22 protein-coding genes and 1 riboswitch are annotated in these 17,400 nt (G+C 64.7%); of the genes, 19 read left to right on the forward strand and 3 right to left on the reverse strand.

The features are described 5' to 3' along the window. The first annotated feature begins 40 nt into the window (after nt 1-40). Together B0G38_RS09175 and B0G38_RS23325 are read left to right on the forward strand one after the other, a co-directional pair. Nucleotides 41-640 (forward strand): GDSL-type esterase/lipase family protein, encoded by a 600-nt coding sequence (locus tag B0G38_RS09175; protein WP_074701639.1) that lies wholly within the window; start codon nt 41-43, stop codon nt 638-640. A gap of 123 nt (nt 641-763) precedes the next feature. After that, a complete protein-coding gene (locus B0G38_RS23325; RefSeq protein ID WP_369299106.1) occupies nt 764-838 on the forward strand; it encodes a 50S ribosomal protein bL37 in 75 nt (24 codons plus the stop codon). Between the two features lie 114 nt (nt 839-952). On the opposite strand, the gene rsrA is transcribed toward B0G38_RS23325, so the two are convergent. Both rsrA and B0G38_RS09185 read right to left on the reverse strand, forming a co-directional pair. Further along, nucleotides 953-1,228, reverse strand: coding sequence for a mycothiol system anti-sigma-R factor (gene rsrA, locus B0G38_RS09180; protein WP_169994250.1), 276 nt, complete (start codon nt 1,226-1,228; stop codon nt 953-955). Next, nucleotides 1,225-1,911, reverse strand: coding sequence for a sigma-70 family RNA polymerase sigma factor (locus B0G38_RS09185; protein ID WP_169994249.1), 687 nt, complete (start codon nt 1,909-1,911; stop codon nt 1,225-1,227). The genes rsrA and B0G38_RS09185 overlap by 4 nt, the downstream gene beginning before the upstream one ends. 318 nt (nt 1,912-2,229) lie before the next feature. Between B0G38_RS09185 and B0G38_RS09190 the strand changes: the two genes are divergently transcribed. The 13 genes from B0G38_RS09190 to B0G38_RS09250 all read left to right on the forward strand — a co-directional run bounded on the left by B0G38_RS09190 (nt 2,230) and on the right by B0G38_RS09250 (nt 14,225). Beyond that, the gene (locus B0G38_RS09190; protein ID WP_169994247.1) at nt 2,230-2,811 is read left to right on the forward strand and encodes a DoxX family protein; all 582 of its coding nucleotides are present in this window, start codon (nt 2,230-2,232) and stop codon (nt 2,809-2,811) included. Between the two features lie 5 nt (nt 2,812-2,816). After that, entirely contained in the window at nt 2,817-4,163 is a 1,347-nt protein-coding gene (aroA, locus tag B0G38_RS09195; RefSeq protein WP_264669162.1) for a 3-phosphoshikimate 1-carboxyvinyltransferase, read from the forward strand. Nucleotide 4,164: 1 nt separating this feature from the next. Further along, the gene (gene rsgA, locus B0G38_RS09200; protein ID WP_264669163.1) at nt 4,165-5,268 is read left to right on the forward strand and encodes a ribosome small subunit-dependent GTPase A; all 1,104 of its coding nucleotides are present in this window, start codon (nt 4,165-4,167) and stop codon (nt 5,266-5,268) included. A gap of 68 nt (nt 5,269-5,336) precedes the next feature. After that, a complete protein-coding gene (gene hisN / locus B0G38_RS09205; RefSeq protein ID WP_264669164.1) occupies nt 5,337-6,224 on the forward strand; it encodes a histidinol-phosphatase in 888 nt (295 codons plus the stop codon). Nucleotides 6,225-6,338: 114 nt separating this feature from the next. After that, a riboswitch (SAM riboswitch) is annotated at nt 6,339-6,451 on the forward strand. A 41-nt stretch (nt 6,452-6,492) separates the two neighbouring features. Further along, a complete protein-coding gene (locus B0G38_RS09210; RefSeq protein WP_264669165.1) occupies nt 6,493-7,872 on the forward strand; it encodes an aminotransferase class V-fold PLP-dependent enzyme in 1,380 nt (459 codons plus the stop codon). A 150-nt stretch (nt 7,873-8,022) separates the two neighbouring features. After that, nucleotides 8,023-8,787 (forward strand): class I SAM-dependent methyltransferase, encoded by a 765-nt coding sequence (locus B0G38_RS09215; protein ID WP_264669166.1) that lies wholly within the window; start codon nt 8,023-8,025, stop codon nt 8,785-8,787. Between the two features lie 105 nt (nt 8,788-8,892). Next, complete coding sequence (locus tag B0G38_RS09220; RefSeq protein WP_264669167.1) at nt 8,893-9,813, forward strand: metal ABC transporter substrate-binding protein; 921 nt, start codon at nt 8,893-8,895, stop codon at nt 9,811-9,813. Next, nucleotides 9,810-10,589, forward strand: coding sequence for a metal ABC transporter ATP-binding protein (locus B0G38_RS09225; protein WP_264669168.1), 780 nt, complete (start codon nt 9,810-9,812; stop codon nt 10,587-10,589). Before B0G38_RS09220 ends, B0G38_RS09225 begins: the two co-directional genes overlap by 4 nt. Beyond that, nucleotides 10,576-11,469 (forward strand): metal ABC transporter permease, encoded by an 894-nt coding sequence (locus B0G38_RS09230; protein ID WP_264669169.1) that lies wholly within the window; start codon nt 10,576-10,578, stop codon nt 11,467-11,469. Before B0G38_RS09225 ends, B0G38_RS09230 begins: the two co-directional genes overlap by 14 nt. A gap of 8 nt (nt 11,470-11,477) precedes the next feature. Further along, entirely contained in the window at nt 11,478-12,209 is a 732-nt protein-coding gene (locus tag B0G38_RS09235; protein WP_264669170.1) for a metal-dependent transcriptional regulator, read from the forward strand. 65 nt (nt 12,210-12,274) lie between these two features. After that, nucleotides 12,275-12,670 (forward strand): fluoride efflux transporter FluC, encoded by a 396-nt coding sequence (locus tag B0G38_RS09240; RefSeq protein WP_264669300.1) that lies wholly within the window; start codon nt 12,275-12,277, stop codon nt 12,668-12,670. Continuing rightward, a complete protein-coding gene (locus B0G38_RS09245) occupies nt 12,667-13,053 on the forward strand; it encodes a fluoride efflux transporter FluC (protein ID WP_319801235.1) in 387 nt (128 codons plus the stop codon). Before B0G38_RS09240 ends, B0G38_RS09245 begins: the two co-directional genes overlap by 4 nt. 74 nt (nt 13,054-13,127) lie before the next feature. Beyond that, a complete protein-coding gene (locus tag B0G38_RS09250; protein WP_264669171.1) occupies nt 13,128-14,225 on the forward strand; it encodes a carboxylate-amine ligase in 1,098 nt (365 codons plus the stop codon). Between the two features lie 9 nt (nt 14,226-14,234). On the opposite strand, the gene B0G38_RS09255 is transcribed toward B0G38_RS09250, so the two are convergent. Beyond that, nucleotides 14,235-14,915 (reverse strand): AfsR/SARP family transcriptional regulator, encoded by a 681-nt coding sequence (locus B0G38_RS09255; RefSeq protein ID WP_264669172.1) that lies wholly within the window; start codon nt 14,913-14,915, stop codon nt 14,235-14,237. Between the two features lie 314 nt (nt 14,916-15,229). Between B0G38_RS09255 and B0G38_RS09260 the strand changes: the two genes are divergently transcribed. The 4 genes from B0G38_RS09260 to B0G38_RS09275 all read left to right on the forward strand — a co-directional run bounded on the left by B0G38_RS09260 (nt 15,230) and on the right by B0G38_RS09275 (nt 17,235). Beyond that, on the forward strand, nt 15,230-15,700 hold the full coding sequence (locus B0G38_RS09260) for an amino acid kinase family protein (RefSeq protein ID WP_264669173.1): 471 nt from the start codon (nt 15,230-15,232) through the stop codon (nt 15,698-15,700). Nucleotides 15,701-15,735: 35 nt separating this feature from the next. Then, a complete protein-coding gene (locus B0G38_RS09265) occupies nt 15,736-16,131 on the forward strand; it encodes an ACT domain-containing protein (RefSeq protein WP_264669174.1) in 396 nt (131 codons plus the stop codon). A gap of 91 nt (nt 16,132-16,222) precedes the next feature. Beyond that, entirely contained in the window at nt 16,223-16,594 is a 372-nt protein-coding gene (locus tag B0G38_RS09270; RefSeq protein WP_264669302.1) for a hypothetical protein, read from the forward strand. A 368-nt stretch (nt 16,595-16,962) separates the two neighbouring features. After that, on the forward strand, nt 16,963-17,235 hold the full coding sequence (locus tag B0G38_RS09275; protein WP_264669175.1) for a hypothetical protein: 273 nt from the start codon (nt 16,963-16,965) through the stop codon (nt 17,233-17,235). Nucleotides 17,236-17,400 lie beyond the last annotated feature (165 nt).

Here is a 17,400-nt window from a genome sequence, read left to right on the forward strand (position 1 = left end):
TTTAACCAGACGCCTGCCCTAACCAACCAGAAAGCATCTTGTGGAGCAACGCAAAATCAGGATCGCCGCTGTCGGCGATGAACTCCTTGCCGGTACCGGTGATCAGCGCGCCCTCGGTTGGCTCGGACGGACTCTGGCCCGTACCAATCCCGCTCCGGCCAGCCTCGAATCGTTCACTCTGGCATCCCCCAACGAGGGCACAGAGGAGCTTGCCGGACGCTGGCTGCAGGAGGCAGGACGGCGGTTTGATGACGGCTACGAAAACCGGCTCGTTATCGGGCTGTCCGACCGCGACCTGGATCTGGAGCTGACGACTGCCCGGAGCCGACTGAATCTGGCCAACATTCTTGATGGTGCAGCACAGTTAAGCGTCAAGGCTTTCGTCGTCGGTCCGCCGCCCGGGCTCGATGCAGAGCGCAACCAACGCCTTGCCGAACTGTCGGCCGCATTCGGCGATGTCACGACCCGGCGCAAACATGTCTACGTTGATACCTTCACTCCCCTGCTCAACCACGAACAGTGGCGCACGGATCTTGCCGCTAACGGCGGCGCTCCCGGACAGGCCGGCTACGGATTGATCGCCTGGTTGGTCCTCCACCGCGGCTGGTACAGCTGGCTGGAACTGCCCGAGCCCGCCTGACTCCGCTCCCCCGGCCGAGGTCCGCCCGTCAAACCGGTTCAGTAGCCGTCACCGGTTAGGCCTGCATGGGCGGATGTGGGAGACTGGTACGCAGTTCTTTTTCATCCAGGTAAGGAGGCAGCTATGAGCAAGCGAGCACGCAAGCGTCGTGACCGTAAGCGCGGCGGCGCAAACCACGGTAAGCGCCCCAACACCTAAGCAACCGGTTTTCCGGTATGGCTTACGGGTCACCCGCCAGCTGAATAAAGCAGGAACCCCCGCAGACCGTCAGGTTTGCGGGGGTTCCTGCTTTATCTATTCCAGCAGGCAGTTCTAGGCGTCGGCCTGTACCGGGTCAGCGGCTTCGAGATGCCCGATCCGGTCCAGAATCCGTTCCTTCAGTGTCTGCGGTGCAGCCTCTTGGCACGACCTCTTGACCACGCTTCGGATCAGGCACTCCAGGCTGTGTTCCTGGGCGCATTCCTCGCAGCCGTCCAGATGCTGTTTGATCTCGTTGAGGTCCTCGCGGGACAACGCGCCGTCAACGTACTCATAGATCCGCTTCATGCGGTCGTCTTCGCAGTCGCCCAAGCCGTGGCAGTCGCTCATTTGCCGTTCTCCTGTTTTGTCCCCACTGTGGTTTTGTCCGTCTTTTTGCCCATTCCGCGTTCGTGCGCGTAGTCGGCCAGCAGATCGCGCAATAGCTTGCGTCCGCGGTGGAGGCGGGACATAACCGTTCCGATCGGGGTGTTCATGATTTCCGATATTTCTTTGTAGGCAAAGCCTTCTACATCTGAAAAGTAGACGGCCAGCCTGAACTCCTCCGGGATTGCCTGGAGGGCTTCCTTGACGTCCGAATCCGGCAGGTGGTCCAATGCCTCGGCTTCGGCGGAACGAAGCCCCGTCGAGGTGTGTGAAGCTGCTTGGAACATCTGCCAGTCCTCAACCTGGTCCGTGTTGGACTGGAGCGGTTCGCGCTGCCGTTTGCGGTACAGGTTGATATAGGTGTTGGTCAGGATCCGGTAGAGCCATGCCTTGAGGTTGGTCCCCGGCTTGTACTGATGGAAGGCCGAAAACGCCTTCGTGTACGCCTCCTGGACCAGATCTTCGGCATCGCTGGGGTTGCGGGCCATACGCATGGCAGCTGAGTAGAGCTGGTCCACATACTGCATGGCGTCGCGCTCGAAGCGGGCGCTGCGTTCTTCTGGTGTCTCGGTGTCAGCGGCCGCTGCCGGCGCGGATTCCTCCGCAGCCTCCAGGGGGGCAGCCTCATCGGATTTGTCTGTTGTCATCGGCACCAAGTCTACGCTGGAGGTCTTCCGGGCAGGGTCCAACCGTAGCTGCTGGCCCGCAGCAGGTTGGAGGGTTGCTAATGGCACTGGTTGTCCTTTCGACACGTTGGCGCCGGCGCTATGTTCGAGAACCCGCACCTATTGCTCTTCTTCACAACGATGCAGACACTGTCCTTATTCCAGCTGCGGTCATCGCGGACGACGACGTTGCGACGCAGGATGTACACTGCGCGCAAAAGTGCCAGACTAGAGAACAGCGTCACCAGCAGCCCTAGAAACAGCTTCCGCATTGCGGACAGCGCCAGCCAGGAGGTACTTATGACCATCGTTCGCTTTGTTGCCCGCCCGATGCTTGCCGCAACGTTTGTGGCTTCGGGAGTCGATCGTTTGCGAAACGTGCAGGACACCGCGGACCAGCTCCAGCCGGCCCTGCGGCAGGTCCAGACCATGGTCCCCTCCGCAGCACCGGTAACAGGCAACGAGAAGCTGGTTGCCCAGGTCATTGGTGCCACTCAGGTTGGGGCCGGCGTTTTGCTGGGGATCGGCAAATTCCCACGCATCGCGGCACTGCTTCTGGCAGGAACGGCAGCGGCGAACGCACTGGTGGAATTCAACGCCGCGGACGCTACCTCGCCTGAATCCCGCCGGACCCGGCGCAACCAGTTGCTCAAGAACGTATCCCTCATCGGCGGCGTTTTGCTGGCGGCCGTCGATACCAACGGCCGCCCCGGACTGGTCTGGCGTGCCGAGCATCTCGCCTCTGACGCGCGCAAAAACGTGCAGTCCTTCAGCAAGGATGCCCGCAAGAACGCCAGCACCCTGAGCAAGGATGCCCGCAAGCAGCTGCAGAAGGCTGAACGGACAGTGCGTGCAGCTGCCTCCGATGTGGTGGGTTCCTAGTTTTCATGACTGAGCAAGCAAGCACCGGCAGCAACAGCACTAACTGGCCCGCACCTTTCGCCCACGGGCCGGTCGATGCCACCGTTTACGTACCGGCCTCGAAATCCCTGACCAACCGCTACCTTGTGCTCGCTGCCCTGGCGGACGGCCCGTCGCGGCTGCGGGCACCGCTGCACTCGCGTGATTCGGTTCTCATGATCGAAGCGCTGCGTGCGCTCGGAGCCCGTGTCGAGGAAACGCCGGGCGAAGGCCGATTCGGTCCCGACCTGCTGGTCACCCCTATTGAGCAGGACCGGCAGCTGGGCGAGACGCGCGTGGATTGCGGGCTGGCCGGTACGGTGATGCGCTTCGTGCCGCCCCTGGCAGCGCTGTGCACGGGAACCGTCACCTTCGACGGCGATCCGCAGGCAAGGCAGCGGCCAATGGGCAGCACCATCGACGCTCTGCGTGGCCTCGGCGTCCGGCTGGACGACGGCGGCAACCGCTCGCTGCCGTTCACGCTGGCCGCTTCCGGCGACGTCGACGGCGGGCATCTGGTCATCGACTCCGGAGCCTCCTCCCAGTTCGTTTCGGCGCTGCTGCTGGTCGGCGCCAGATTCGGCAACGGGCTGCACCTCGAGCATTCCGGCCAAAGCGTCCCCAGCCTGGACCACGTTGCCATGACCGTGGCGGTACTGCGCAGCGTCGGAGTGGAGGTGGACGATTCCCGGCAGAACCACTGGGTGGTCCGGCCGGGACGGATCAAGGCCTTCGACCTCACCGTCGAGCAGGACCTTTCCAACGCCGGCCCCTTCCTCGCGGCGGCACTGGCCACGAAGGGAACCGTTCGGATCCCGGGCTGGCCGGGGGAAACCACTCAGGTAGGTGATAAGTGGCGCAGCATCCTGGCACAACTCGGCGCCACCGTCAGCTACGAGAACGGCACTCTCACCGTGACCGGCGGGGCAGAGATCACCGGGGCGCAGCTCGCCGACACCAGCGAGCTTGCCCCCACCACGGCGGCGCTCTGCGCCCTGGCCGGCAGCGAATCCAGACTCACCGGAATTGCCCATTTGCGCGGACATGAAACGGACCGGCTGGCGGCTCTGGTCGCGGAGATCAACGCCCTGGGCGGCGACGCCGAGGAAACCGAGGACGGGTTGATCATCCGTCCGAGACCGCTGCATGGCGGGGTCTTCCATTCGTATGAGGACCACCGGATGGCTACGGCAGGAGCCATTATCGGGCTGGCAGTCGAGGGCGTGGAAGTCGAAGATATCGGCACCACGGCCAAGACCATGCCCGAGTTCCCCCGGCTTTGGCAGGAGCTGTTCGAAACTTCCGTCCGCCAGTCCGAGGCGGGAGCGCTCTAAGGTGGTACGCGGCAACCGTACGTGGGACGAGTCCGATGTCCGCATCCGTCCCAACAAGCGCGGCTCGCGTCCGCGCACCAAGGAACGGCCTGCCCACGAAGACGCCGTGATCGGCCGGATCATCACCGTGGACCGTGGCCGCTACACTGCGGTCGTCGATGAAGACACCGCCCAGGAACGGGTGGTTGTCGCCGCCCGTGCCCGGGAGCTTCGGCGCAGTCCGGTAGTGGCCGGCGACTTCGTGGCGCTGGTTGGAGACATCACCGGAGAACCGGACGCCTTGGCGCGGCTGGTGCGGATCGAGGAACGCAGGACGCTGCTGCGCCGCAGCGCCGACGACACAGACCCGGTAGAGCGCGTAGTCGTCGCGAATGCGGACCAACTGGTCATCGTTGTGGCCGCCGCCAATCCGGTGCCGCGCACCGGTTTTATCGACCGCGCCCTGGTCGCGGCGTACGACGCCGGTATCAGCCCGCTGCTGTGCGTCACCAAAGCGGATGTGAAGGATCCCGAGGAGCTGCTCTCCAATTACCGGCACCTCGATCTGCCCGTCATCGTCAGCCGGACCGCCGGCACGGAGGGCTTCGGGATTGATGCGCGGTCCGCCGACGGGCTTTCGGCCCGTCTCGACCGCGACGCCGTGGCCGAACTGAAGGGCTATCTGGACGGGATGGTCAGCGTCATGCTCGGCCATTCCGGCGTCGGCAAGTCCACCATGGTCAATGCGCTCACGGGCGCGGAACGCGCCACGGGCGGCGTCAACGCCGTGACCGGGCGGGGACGGCATACGTCCTCCTCCGCGCTGGCCCTGAAGCTGACCGATGCCCCGGCCGGCAGCTGGATCATCGACACGCCCGGCATCCGTTCTTTCGGACTTGCCCATGTGGACCCGGACCGGATCATTTCCGCCTTTCCCGATCTGGAGCCCGGGACCGCCGACTGCGAGCGGGGCTGCAAGCACGACGACCACGCCGTCAACTGTGGCGTGGACGCGTGGGTGGCTTCCGGGCAGGCCGGCGAATCAGGCCCGGCGCGGCTGGCGTCGCTGCGCCGTTTGCTGGGAACGGAAGAACGCGCCCAGGCGAAGGAACTCGGGTTCCAGTAGCGCCGCCGTCGTCGGTTAAGGACTTCACATCCCGCATCCGGCGGCCAAATAAGGATAAGTTGAAGCCTATGACCCGTGACGTTCAAAGCTATAACGACGATCTGCGCCTGGCCCACGTGATGGCCGATTCCGTGGATTCGCAGACCATGGCCCGCTTCAAGGCGCTGGACCTGAAAATCGAGACCAAACCGGATCTCACCCCTGTCACGGATGCGGACCGCACCGCCGAAGAGGCCATCCGCGGCCAGCTCTCCCGGGCGCGGCCACGCGACGCGGTCCTCGGCGAAGAGTACGGCAGCAGCGGCCACGGCTTCCGCCGCTGGATCATCGATCCCATTGACGGCACAAAGAACTTTGTCCGCGGGGTGCCGGTCTGGGCCACCCTGATCGCACTGGTGGACGAAGACCGGCCCGTTGTCGGGCTGGTGAGCGCCCCCGCCTTGGGCAAGCGCTGGTGGGCCGCGACCGGAACCGGCGCCTACATGGGACGCTCGCTGTCTGCGGCGACCCGGCTCCGGGTCTCGGACGTCAACCGGCTGGAAGACGCCTCGCTCTCCTACTCCAGCCTCACCGGCTGGCAGGAACGGGGCAACTTCCCGGAGTTCCTCGGCCTCACCGAGTCCGTCTGGCGCACCCGAGCCTACGGGGACTTCTGGTCCTACTGCATGGTGGCCGAGGGCGCCGTCGACATCGCCTGCGAGCCGGAACTCAACCTCTATGATATGGCCGCACTGGTGCCGATCGTCACCGAAGCCGGCGGACGGTTCAGCTCGCTCGAGGGCGAGAACGGCCCGTTCGGCGGCAATGCGCTGGCCACCAACGGCACGCTCCACGACGAGGTGCTCTACCGGCTCAATCCTGCGTTGCGCGGCCAACGTCCGGCCGCCCATCCGCGAGAGGCGCCCCTGCCGGAAACCGCTCCGGAGGCCTCCGTGGAGGCGGACGACCTGCGCTGACACCGCCTTTGTGACGAATTACGACGGCGGCCGTCCCCTTTTCCGGGGATGGCCGCCTTTTCGTTCCCGTAACAAAGATGCAGCGGCTCCGGCCGGGTAATAATCTCGATGGCAGGTCACGAGTGCCAGCGCTAAACCCCGGTTTGCTGGCCGGCAACCCTCCTACCGCGGCGGGGTGCCCCGGGTGACGACCTGGCCGTTCCGGACTGGTTCGGCAAGCGCGGATCCGCTCTGCCATGGGCACGGATCCCTCACCAGATGAGGTCACATGAGCACCACCGTTATCGACTCCGCCCTGTCCCCCGAACTGCTGGCAGCGGAACATCCGTTCCAGGAAGTTGCCGGCGCAGAACTCGCCGCTCCCCTGCTGGACGGCGGCACAGTCCGCTACGCCAATCTGGACTATGCCGCCTCGGCACCCGCGCTGGCTTCCGTCACCGCCTATCTGGAGCAGCTGCTCCCCTACTACGCGAGCGTCCACCGCGGTGCCGGCTACGCATCCCAGGTCTCCACCTCCGTTTACGAGCACTCACGCGAGGTCCTGCGTTCTTTTGTGGGCGGGCGGACCGATGACCTGGTCATCTTCACCCGCAACACGACCGACTCCCTGAACCTGCTGGCCGGCTGCATCCCGGACGGCGGCGAAGTGCTCTACCTGGACATCGAACACCACGCCAACCTGCTGCCCTGGCAGGCGGTACCGCACCGCAGCGTGGTGGCGCAGCGAAGTGTTGCCGCTACACTCGAAGCGATCGAGGCCGAATTGGCCGGCGGCCAAGTGGCACTCGTGGCCATCACGGGCGCGTCGAATGTTACCGGCGAGATCTTTCCGATTGCCGAAACCGCACGGCTTGCCCACCGGCATGGTGCCCAGGTAGTGGTGGATGCCGCGCAGCTCGCCCCGCACCGACGGATCGATATTGCCCGGGACAACATTGACTATGTGGTCCTCTCCGGGCACAAGCTCTATGCCCCCTTCGGCGCGGGAGCGATCATCGGGCGGGCCGACTGGCTGGACTCGGGCACACCGCACCTGGCTGGCGGCGGCGCGGTGAAACAGGTCCGGCTGGACAGCGTGGTCTGGACAACGGGGCCGGCCCGGCACGAGGCCGGGTCGCCCAACGTGCTCGGTGCGGCCACCTTGGCCCGGGCTGCCGAGCACATTGCACAGCTGGATGAGGAAGCCTGGCAGCAGCATGAGTCCGTGCTGCGTGGGTACCTCACCGAGCGGCTGGAGGCGGTGGACTCGGTCACCGTGCACCGGATCTTCAGCGAGGAGACCGCCCCGCTGGATGCCATCGGCGTCGTTAATTTTTCGGTGGCCGGCTACGATGCTGGCCTCGTGGCCGCGTATCTTTCGGCCGAGCACGGCGTCGGTGTGCGGGACGGCAAGTTCTGCGCCCATCCCTTGCTCAACCGCCTCGGGCTGCCGTCCGGTTCGCTCCGTGCCAGCTTCGGGCTGGGTTCCCGCCTGGAGGACGCGGCGCGGCTCGCGGACGGCGTGGCAGCACTGGTCCGCGACGGCCTGCGCCATGACTACGTCGTCGAGAGCGGACGCTGGGTGCCGGCGGTGGAAACACGGGTCTTCCCCGAGTGGGCACCGGCGACGCCGGGAACCGCCGGCGCGGCGCCGTGCTCCTTAGACTAATTGCTACTCCTGACTGCCGGATGGAGCATGATCTAATCGACCCGTCGTTTGCGAAGCCGCCTGTGCAGTGGCATGGGCGGCTGGCGGCGTCAATGACAGGTCAAGGAGAGCCCCCTGCCAGAGGGCAGAGGGTGCACGAGGAGTGTGGCAGTGGTTCGCGGCGGACCCCGGATGGATGACGAACGGCGCCGGGAGTTCGGCAGCAGCTTCCAGCAGGGTGGTGCGCATTATGACCGGGTCCGTCCCGGCTACCCTGATGACGCCGTCGATTGGCTGGTGCCGCCGTCGGCACGGGACGCCGCGGATGTAGGCGCCGGTACCGGAAAATATACGGCCGCGTTGCTCGCCCGGGGCCTGCGGGTGACCGCCGTGGATCCTTCGGCCGACATGCTGGAGCAACTGGCAACCAATTATCCCGCGGCCCGGATCCTGCTGGGGACGGCCGAACACACCGCTATCGCCGATGCCGCCGTGGATCTGGTCACCGTGGCGCAGGCCTGGCACTGGGTGGATCAGGCAGCTGCCAGCGCGGAGACTGCCCGGATCCTGAGGCCAGGGGGAACGCTGGGGTTGATCTGGAACCAGCTCGATGTCTCCATTCCCTGGGTCCACCGGCTCTCCCGGATCATGCACGCTGGTGACGTCTACAGGCCGGACTTCCGCCCCTTCATCGGCCCTGAGTTCATCCGGCATGAGGGCCACGAAACCCACTGGGCGGATCCGCTCACGCCCGCCGACTTGTTGGAACTGGTCAAGTCGCGCAGCTACTATCTGCGGGCCAACGAACAGACGCGTGCAAAAGTGCTGGGAAACCTTGACTGGTACTTGCATGAACATCTGGGCCATGCCCGGGAAGAGATTATCCGGCTCCCCTACCTGACCCTGACCTGGCGCGCAGTGAAGGCTGGCCGTTAGGTTCCAGGTTTTCTCCGTCAACTTTCCGTGCCGCTCCGCCAAGTAACGTGCAGAAATTTTTGCCGCACCCTATTTTTCCGGTGCACCTTTGCGATAAATTTAGGCATGCCGAAAAAATTGTGGTCCGTGGTGCTGGCCGTCGTGTCGCTGAGCATGCTGACGGCCTGCGGTCCCGTGGGCAACGGTTCGGCCGCCGTACCGGAGCCGTCCGACGAGCGGCCCATGGTGCTCACCACTTTCACGGTGCTTGCGGATCTGGTACGCCAAGTCGCCGGCGAGCATGTGCGGGTGGAATCGATCACCAAGGTGGGCGCGGAGATCCACGGCTACCAGCCCACTCCTTCGGATCTTGTCGGCGCCCAGGAAGCGGACCTGATTCTCGACAACGGCCTGGGGCTGGAGCGTTGGTTCGCCCGGTTTGTGACGGCGGTTCCGGCCCCGCACGCCGTCCTCTCCGAGGGGATCGACCCGGTGGATATCCGCTCCGGAAACTACGAGGGCAAGCCCAATCCGCATGCCTGGATGTCGCCGGAGGCCGCCAAGGTCTATGTCGACAACACCGTGGTTGCCCTGAGCGAACTGGATCCGGCGCATGCCGCGGACTTCCGTGCCAACGGCGAGCGGTATAAGGACGAACTGGACGGTGTCATGCAGGAACTGAAGGACGCCTTCCGTGACACCGGCTCCGTTGCCGCCCTGGTTACGTGCGAGGGTGCTTTCTCCTATCTGGCCAGGGACGCCGGCCTGAAGGAAGCTTTCCTGTGGCCGGTAAACTCCGATGCCGAAGGCACACCCCGGCAAATCAAAGACACGATCGCCTTTGTCCAGCAGAACCAGGTTCCGGCCGTGTTCTGCGAATCCACAGTGAATCCGGGCGCCATGGAACAGGTTGCCGCAGCTACCGGCGCCGAGCTCATCACCCCGCTCTACGTGGATTCGCTGTCCGGCCCCGAGGGCCCGGTGCCGAGCCACCTGGACCTTATCCGGCATGACATCGCCCTGATCAAAGAAGGACTGGCCTCATGAGCGTGCATGAACTTCCCACCGGCGCCGACGCCATTACCGTGAGGTCGCTGCACGTGGCGTACAACGAGGTCATAGCGCTGGACGGCGTGACGCTGACCATCCGGCCGCAGACGATTTGCGGACTGATCGGCGTCAACGGGTCCGGCAAGTCCACGCTGTTCAAGTCCCTCATGGGCCTCGTCCAGGCGACCAAAGGCGACGTGCGTCTGTTCGGCGTCGAGCCCAAGGACGCGCGGAAGCTCAACGTCGTCTCCTACGTGCCGCAGTCCGAAGATGTGGACTGGACATTTCCCGTATCCGTCCGCGACGTCGTCATGATGGGCCGTTATGGCCGGCTGGGACGGGCCCGCCGCGCGCACCGCGCCGACCGCGAGGCTGTGGCGGCAGCACTGGAACGTGTCGGCCTGTCGGAGCTCCAGCACCGACAGATCGGCGAGCTCTCGGGCGGTCAGCGGAAGCGGGCCTTCGTGGCGCGGGGAATTGCCCAGGATGCGGGGCTGTTGCTGCTCGATGAGCCGTTTGCCGGTGTCGACAAGGGCTCCGAGGGTGCCCTGATCACCCTGTTCAAGGAGCTGCGGAACGAAGGCCGGACCGTGTTGGTCTCGACCCATGACCTGGCCGGCATCCCCCAGCTCTGCGATGAAGCTGTCTTGCTCCACCAGCGGGTGCTCGCCCACGGCAAACCCGAAGCGGTCCTGACCAACGAGAACCTCGCCCGGGCTTTCGGAACTGCCCTCGCCACCGCCCCGGAAGGAGCGCCTCATGGACGTCATTAATTGGGTACTGGAGCCGCTGCAGTACGGCTTCTTGACCCGCGCGCTGCTGGTGACCCTGGCGGCGGCCGTGGTCTCCGCCGTGCTGTCCTGCTGGCTGATCCTGATGGGCTGGTCCCTCATGGGCGACGCCGTATCCCACGCGGTGCTGCCCGGCGTCGCGCTGGCGTACATTGTCGGTCTGCCGTTCTCGCTGGGCGCCTTCGTCTTCGGCGCCGGTGCGGTAGCGCTGATCGGCGCCGTCCGGTCGACCACGAAACTCAAAGCGGACACGGCCATCGGCGTCGTTTTTACCGGGCTTTTTGCCTTGGGTCTGGCCATCATTTCCAAGACTCCGAGCCAAACGGATCTGCAGCACATCCTGTTCGGCAACGTCCTCGGCGTGAACACCGCCGAACTGTTCCAAGTGCTCATCCTGGGCGCCATTACGCTGGCCGTGCTGCTCTACAAACGGCGCGACCTGACGCTGCTCGCGTTCGACCGGATCCATGCCCACGCCATCGGGCTGAACACCCGCTGGCTTTCCGCCCTAATGCTGGGCCTGCTGGCCCTGACCGTTGTGGTGGGCCTGCAAGCGGTCGGCATTATCCTGATGGTGGCCATGCTGATCACACCTGGCGCCACCGCATTCCTGTTGACCCGCAGCTTTGACACAATGCTGCTGATCGCGGCGTCGATAACGGCATCGGCCGCGGTTGCCGGCATCTATGCCAGCTACTACCTGGACATTTCCACTGGTGCGTCCGTGGTCCTGGCCCAGTCCGTGGTCTTCGTCGTCGTCTACCTGTTCGCCCGGCGCAACGGGGTAGTCTGGCAATGGCAGCGGCGGCGCAGCGCCAAGCGCAGGGTCTCCGAACAGCCGAGCATCCCCACGTCCGTCTAGAGAACAAGATGCCCCCCAACAAGCACAGTCCCGCCCTTAGCAGCGGATCCGCCAGTGTCCAGGACTACGTCAAGGTGATCTACTCCTTCACCGAGTGGCAGGACGAACCCATCAGCTCGTCCCAGCTGGCCAACAGGCTGGGCGTCGCCAACTCCTCGGTGTCGGAGATGGTGCGCAAGCTCGTCGAGCTTGGCCTGGCCATCCACGAGCCGTACAGCGCAGTGGAGCTGAGCGACGAGGGCCGCCGGCTTGCTCTGGCCATGGTCCGCCGGCACCGGCTGCTGGAGACTTTCCTGGTCCAGGAACTCGACTATGCCTGGGACGAGGTCCACGACGAGGCCGAACTGCTCGAGCACACCGTTTCGGACACGTTCATCGAGCGGCTATCAGCCAAACTCGGCTATCCCCACCGTGACCCGCACGGCGATCCGATTCCGGATGCACACGGCGCCGTGGACATCCCGCAGGCGCACCAGCTGGCGATTTTGGATGCTGGCCATACGGGCCGGATCACCCGCATCAGCGACTCGAACCCAGCACTCCTGAGGTTCCTCAGCGCCGAGGACATCGGCCTGGATGACCATGTGGAGGTCATCGGCCGGAAGCCGTTCGGCGGCCCCGTGGCAGTCCGCGTCGGCACCGCCGGGCGGGACCGGGAGCTGGATCTGGGCGACGAGGCCGCATCGGCACTATGGGTTTTCAGCGACAAACCGCACGCTGGCTGCGCCCTCGCCACATGAGAACGACGCCGGGGGCGCACCTCGAGCGGTCGGGGAAACCTCCGGTGCCGCCCGCCACCGCATGGATGGCCGTGGCTGTCGGCGGACTGCTCGGCACCGAGGCGCGCTACGGCCTGGGACTGGTCTTTCCCGAAGACGGCGGCGGTGTCCCCTGGACCACCCTGGCCATCAATATCGCGGGCAGCCTCCTGCTGGGGCTGCTCACCGCCTTCTGGGCGGAACGGGCGGCCGCTCCGTCCTGGCTCCAAGCCGGCCTCGGCCCCGGGCTGCTCGGCTCCTTCACCACCTTTTCGGCAGTGGTCATCGCCATCGACCAACTCGCCGCTGCGGGCAGTCACCATGTGTGGCTGGTGTATCTGGGCCTGTCCCTCGCCGCCGGGCTCGCCGCAGCCGTCGCCGGTTTGGCGCTCGGCCACGTGCTCGGCAGGCGCGCGGCCGGGTTAGCGGGTGGACAATCGTGACGGCTTTGGCCGCGCTGCTGGTAGGTGTCTTCGGCATGGCAGGGGCGCTGGCAAGATTCGCCGCTGATACCCTGTTCAGCCGTGCCGCGGCCTCCGGGACCGCGCGTACAGCCTGGCCCTGGTCCACCTTGCTGGTCAACGTGGTCGGCTCGTTCATCATCGGGCTGGTCTGTTCAGTGACCGCACAGAGTTCGCTGGCGGAGCCATGGAGTACTTCGGTGGCGACGGGACTGGCCGGAGGCCTCACCACGTTCAGCTCCTGGACGGTTTCCACCGTAAGACTGTGGGCCGAACGGCGGCCGGTTGCCGCCGTCGTCAATCTTGCTGCCAACCTGTCCCTGGGTCTGGGAGCGGCGGCGCTGGGACTGCTGCTGTTCAGGTGAGAAGGCTGTCATCAGCACACTGATAATTTGGGTAAGCTCAAGTTTGTCCGCTTCAGGCTAGGGAAGGGCGCTCTATGGCAACGCTGGGAATTGAGGAAGAGTACCTGCTGCTCAATCCGGCCACGGGACTGCCCGAGGCAGTTGCAGACAAGGTGGCCCAGAACCTGGAGTCCCTGCAGGTGGCCCGCGGGGACATCCAGCGGGAGCTGCTCAATTGCCAGATCGAGACCGCCACGGCCGTCTGCTCAACGCTGACTGAGGCCGAAGAATCGCTGCTGAACTTCCGCCGCCAGCTGGACACCGCAGCGCGGAAGGCGGGCGTCCGCGCCGCGGCCACCGGCACTGCTGCACGGATCCGCGAAGACTACCCGGAGGTGACAGACAAGCGGCGCTACCATGACCTCAAGGCCAGTGCCAAGGGGATTGTCGCGGACCAGTTCGTCAACGGCCAGCACGTCCATGTCTCCGTCCCCGACAAGGAGTCGGGGGTGCAGGCTCTGAACCGGATCCGGCCCTGGCTGCCCGTCATCGTGGCACTGAGCGCGAATTCCCCGTTCTGGCTGGACCGCGACAGCGGGTTCGCCAGCTGGCGGATTGTGCACTACCGCCGTTGGCCGGTCCAGGGCTGTCCGCCGCTGTTCGCTGATGCCGCCGATTACGAGCGGCGGATCCAGCGGCTGGTGGACACCGGGGTGGTTATCGATCGCGGCGTACTCACCTGGCTGGCGCGCCTTTCCGACCGCTACCCCACTTTGGAAGTGAGGGCGGCCGACGTGCAGCTGGAGGCCCAGGACGCAGTCCTCATCGCCGCCCTGATCCGTGGTCTGGTGGTCACGGCCCTCGCCGAAGCGCAGGCCGGCAAGGACTTTCCCGACCTCGACGCCGAACTCCTCGATGCGGCTGTCTGGCAAGCCGGACGGCAAGGGCTGGCCGATAAGCTGATCGACCCATTTTCCGGACTCCTCCTGCCCGCACGCGATGTGGTCAACCTGCTGGTTCGGCGCATCCGGCCTGCCCTTGAGGAAGCCGGCGACGCTGAGTGGGTGGACGCTTCCCTGGAGCGTTTATGGACCGACGGCATCGGGGCCGAACGCCAACGGCGGGTCATGGCCGCTGGCGGAATGCCGGCGCTGATGGACCTCTACGCTGATTCGTTGACCGCCGAGGCCTGAACGGCTGTGCTATCCGCGGCCCCCGCTCCGCCCTAACTGCTGCTCGCCATCCGATCCCTCCAAAAGCGAACTGATCAAGTCCGAAATGATAGCCGAGGGGGCAACACCGAATTCCTGGCGCAGCCTGATCCGGAAGGATTGGTAGGCCCGCAGCGCTTCCGCATTGTTTCCCTCCGCCAGGTAGCACTGGAGCAGTAACCGCTGTGCACTCTCGCGTAGGGGCTCTATGGTCGTCGCTGCGCGTGCCGCTTCCATCGCCGGATCGATCCTGCCCAGCAGCAGAAACTGCTTGGCCAGCCGTTCAAGCACCGACAACCGCAGTCGCTGCCACCTCTCCTGCTCGGAGATGACCCAGTCTTCGTACCAGCCCGGCAACAATTCGGCATCCTGCACCGCATGCAACAGGCTCTGCTGGAGGCCGGGATTGGCATGTTCCTCCAGGCGGGCTGCCTGCGCCCTGAGATCGCGGACGTCAACGCTGGCGTGCTCGTCCAAGTCCAGCGAATCCTGAGTCGATGACAGGAGCTGCGGTAATGTCCGATTAACGAGGAAAACACTCTCCCGAAGACTGCCCGCCGCCTGATGCTCGGAGCTGTCCGGCCACAGCAATCCGGCCAAAAAAGTACGGGACTGCCTGCCGTACAGCGCCAAGGCCGCAATAAGGCGCTGCTGGCGCAGTGCTACCTTCACAGGCGGACCCCCGCGATGCAGTTGCCAGCCCCCCACAAGCCGCAAATCCCAAGGTTGATCGGTAGCCATATCGCAGTGATCCCCACAGTCCACTCCCCACAGAGCCAGCCGGACCCTCCGGCCGGCTCCCCTCGCGGGCCCCACCGCTTGGAGTCTTCAGGATCGCTAATGCGCGCGGCAGTGTCAATGAATTGTGCAATCGGTTTCAGGAAAGCCCAAGGTTCTACCCCGGGAACGGCGGCGTTTCGTTAGTGCGGCAGTAACGAAAGATCGCAGCCGCTGCACTCAACTGAAGCTGTCACCCAGGAGGCGTCATGGAACGACAACCGGCCCACGGCAAGGCCTATATCGTCGGCTACGGCCCGCTGCGGCTTCGCACGGTCCTGAACCGCGGGGAAATACCCCTTGTGGCTGGTTTCCACGGCAAGGGACTGAAGTCCAAGGAAACTACGACCTGGGGCCCAGGCGGTTCCGACCTCACCGCCATTGTGCTGGCCGCCGCCCTCGGCGCCAGCGTGTGCGAGATCTACACGGACGTCGACGGCGTGTACAGCGCCGGCCTCCGGTACGAAAACAGCACGGCCAGTATCCGGTGGAATCGGTTCCGGAAATTCCGGGCAAGGCCGCCCAGATCATCGCCGCCCAGTCTGCCGTTGGCGCCAGCGCCGACATGGTTGCCCAGAGTATCGTGGCCGTACCGGCTGCACGGATATGTCCCTGGCGCTGCCGGCGGCCGAGGCGACGGCAGCGTGCAAAGCCCTCCCAAGCAGCAAGACAGACCATAGGCTTCAGCCCCCTGCACTGGAACGAGCGTATGGGCATGCTCTCCCCCACCGGCTCTGGGATGCGGCTCGGCCCGGAAATTTCCTACCGGTTCTTCAGAGCACTGACGGAGGCGGGTATCCCCATCAGCCTCACTTCCACCTCTGACTTCAAACTGAGCGTGCTGACACGCTCCGAACTGCTCGATGCTGCCGTCCTGGCCATCCGCAGGACATTCGGCTGGAAAATCCGTAGACGCGGCGCAACGACGCCCAGCTCGGATGTCATGGTCGGAGTGGGCGGTTTCGTGCACTACGGCGTGACCATGCAGGACGGTTCCGTATTGGATGCCGACGCGTTCCTCATGAAGAGCAGCGAGGTTCCTGCCGGGGCCGCTACAGCGGCAACCCTGCCCGGGAAATCGAGATTCCCCGCTGCCACCGGCGTATCGTGATCGCTCTGGAACCGGCCTTACCGGGGTCAGCGTGTTCCGCGGCTTGTTTCGAATCGGCGCCAGTGGCGGCGTTGGCCTATTGTTGATGACGATGATTACCAGACGAGATGCAGCCCTGGCCCTTGACATTCCGCTTGAGATGGCGCGGCGGCACGGTATACCTTCGCGGCTTACCGAAGAGGACCTCGCCGAGATTGTGGCAAATCCGCCACAGTGGCTGCTACAGTCCCGCGCCAACCGCACAGGCAAGCGACCGGTATGGGTCGAATTGCGGTGCTGTGTCTGCGGCTTTTCGGAGGCAGCACGGCCAAAGAAGTGGTGGCCTGAGTTCACTTATGTCATCTGCGAATTCCATGATCCAATAGAGTTGCCCGAACTCGGGCCCGGCATGCGCCGGAGCGAATTCGATGGTGTGGGCAGCCGCTTCATCGGCATAGTCGAGGATCCTGTAGAAGGTTCCTGACGCCGTTCGGATCAAGCGGCCAACATGCTTAAGCGACAAACAGGCCGGAAGCGTTACGCCTCCGGCCTGAATCTGATTCGTGGAGGTAACTGTCAGAAAGTCGGTGTCTTCCTTGTCGTTGTCTTCCATATCTCGTCATCATAAGAATGACTCAGGATCTTCCGCTACAGATGGCACCACAGAACTTAAGACCCACGTTCTCCTTCGCTCAGCGGTTCCCACATTTGTCTGTCAGCTAAGGCAAGGACCCGTTCTTGCCACTCCCGAACCGATAACCTGCAAGGACAACGCAACGGTCAATTGTTCAAATGCGCGATCCTTCTTCGCACAATTATGGTGGTAGCAGGAAACTACTCAGGAAGAGCTCCATGGCCGTCGACTATCCGCTGGAACAGCTCAGCCCCGCTTTCGGAGCCGGGGCTGACGGAGGTCGCGAAGCCACATACGACGGAAAGGTCACTTGGTCAGCAACAACTGGCTTCGGGTCCGACTCCTGGCATGGATATGTCGTCATTCAAGCCAAGCAGCGCCAGGAAAACGACACGGCGCGCGTCTCGAAACGCCGCCTGGCTTCGCGCTCAAACCCACTCAAAACGGGCTGTGGCCTGAATTGCCGGATCCTGCCCTTGCCTGGCCCCTGACAACTGAAGCCTTGAAGGATCCTGAAGCGAACTCGACCTTTGAGCTCCTCTGCGGAAACCTTGGGCCGGATGAATGGCAGGCTACGGCGTTCCTCGCACGGGCCCTCTGGCCGTCCCTCACACGCCGTCCGGTAGGGGAAATACTGCAAGAGTTTTCCTAACTCT

Origin of the sequence: Crystallibacter permensis (assembly GCF_025960875.1) — a bacterium.
Classification (GTDB): Bacteria; Actinomycetota; Actinomycetes; order Actinomycetales; family Micrococcaceae; genus Crystallibacter; species Crystallibacter permensis.

Excerpts from the sequence above, each read along its gene's own strand:
- rsrA (WP_169994250.1), bottom strand. The coding sequence starts at position 1,228 with ATGAGCGACTGCCACGGCTTGGGCGACTGCGAAGACGACCGCATGAAG.
- B0G38_RS09185 (WP_169994249.1), bottom strand. The coding sequence starts at position 1,911 with ATGACAACAGACAAATCCGATGAGGCTGCCCCCCTGGAGGCTGCGGAG.
- B0G38_RS09190 (WP_169994247.1), top strand. The coding sequence starts at position 2,230 with ATGACCATCGTTCGCTTTGTTGCCCGCCCGATGCTTGCCGCAACGTTT.
- aroA (WP_264669162.1), top strand. The coding sequence starts at position 2,817 with ATGACTGAGCAAGCAAGCACCGGCAGCAACAGCACTAACTGGCCCGCA.
- hisN (WP_264669164.1), top strand. The coding sequence starts at position 5,337 with ATGACCCGTGACGTTCAAAGCTATAACGACGATCTGCGCCTGGCCCAC.
- B0G38_RS09210 (WP_264669165.1), top strand. The coding sequence starts at position 6,493 with ATGAGCACCACCGTTATCGACTCCGCCCTGTCCCCCGAACTGCTGGCA.
- B0G38_RS09220 (WP_264669167.1), top strand. The coding sequence starts at position 8,893 with ATGCCGAAAAAATTGTGGTCCGTGGTGCTGGCCGTCGTGTCGCTGAGC.
- B0G38_RS09225 (WP_264669168.1), top strand. The coding sequence starts at position 9,810 with ATGAGCGTGCATGAACTTCCCACCGGCGCCGACGCCATTACCGTGAGG.
- B0G38_RS09230 (WP_264669169.1), top strand. The coding sequence starts at position 10,576 with ATGGACGTCATTAATTGGGTACTGGAGCCGCTGCAGTACGGCTTCTTG.
- B0G38_RS09235 (WP_264669170.1), top strand. The coding sequence starts at position 11,478 with ATGCCCCCCAACAAGCACAGTCCCGCCCTTAGCAGCGGATCCGCCAGT.
- B0G38_RS09240 (WP_264669300.1), top strand. The coding sequence starts at position 12,275 with ATGGCCGTGGCTGTCGGCGGACTGCTCGGCACCGAGGCGCGCTACGGC.
- B0G38_RS09250 (WP_264669171.1), top strand. The coding sequence starts at position 13,128 with ATGGCAACGCTGGGAATTGAGGAAGAGTACCTGCTGCTCAATCCGGCC.
- B0G38_RS09260 (WP_264669173.1), top strand. The coding sequence starts at position 15,230 with ATGGAACGACAACCGGCCCACGGCAAGGCCTATATCGTCGGCTACGGC.
- B0G38_RS09265 (WP_264669174.1), top strand. The coding sequence starts at position 15,736 with ATGCTCTCCCCCACCGGCTCTGGGATGCGGCTCGGCCCGGAAATTTCC.
- B0G38_RS09270 (WP_264669302.1), top strand. The coding sequence starts at position 16,223 with ATGATTACCAGACGAGATGCAGCCCTGGCCCTTGACATTCCGCTTGAG.
- B0G38_RS09275 (WP_264669175.1), top strand. The coding sequence starts at position 16,963 with ATGGCCGTCGACTATCCGCTGGAACAGCTCAGCCCCGCTTTCGGAGCC.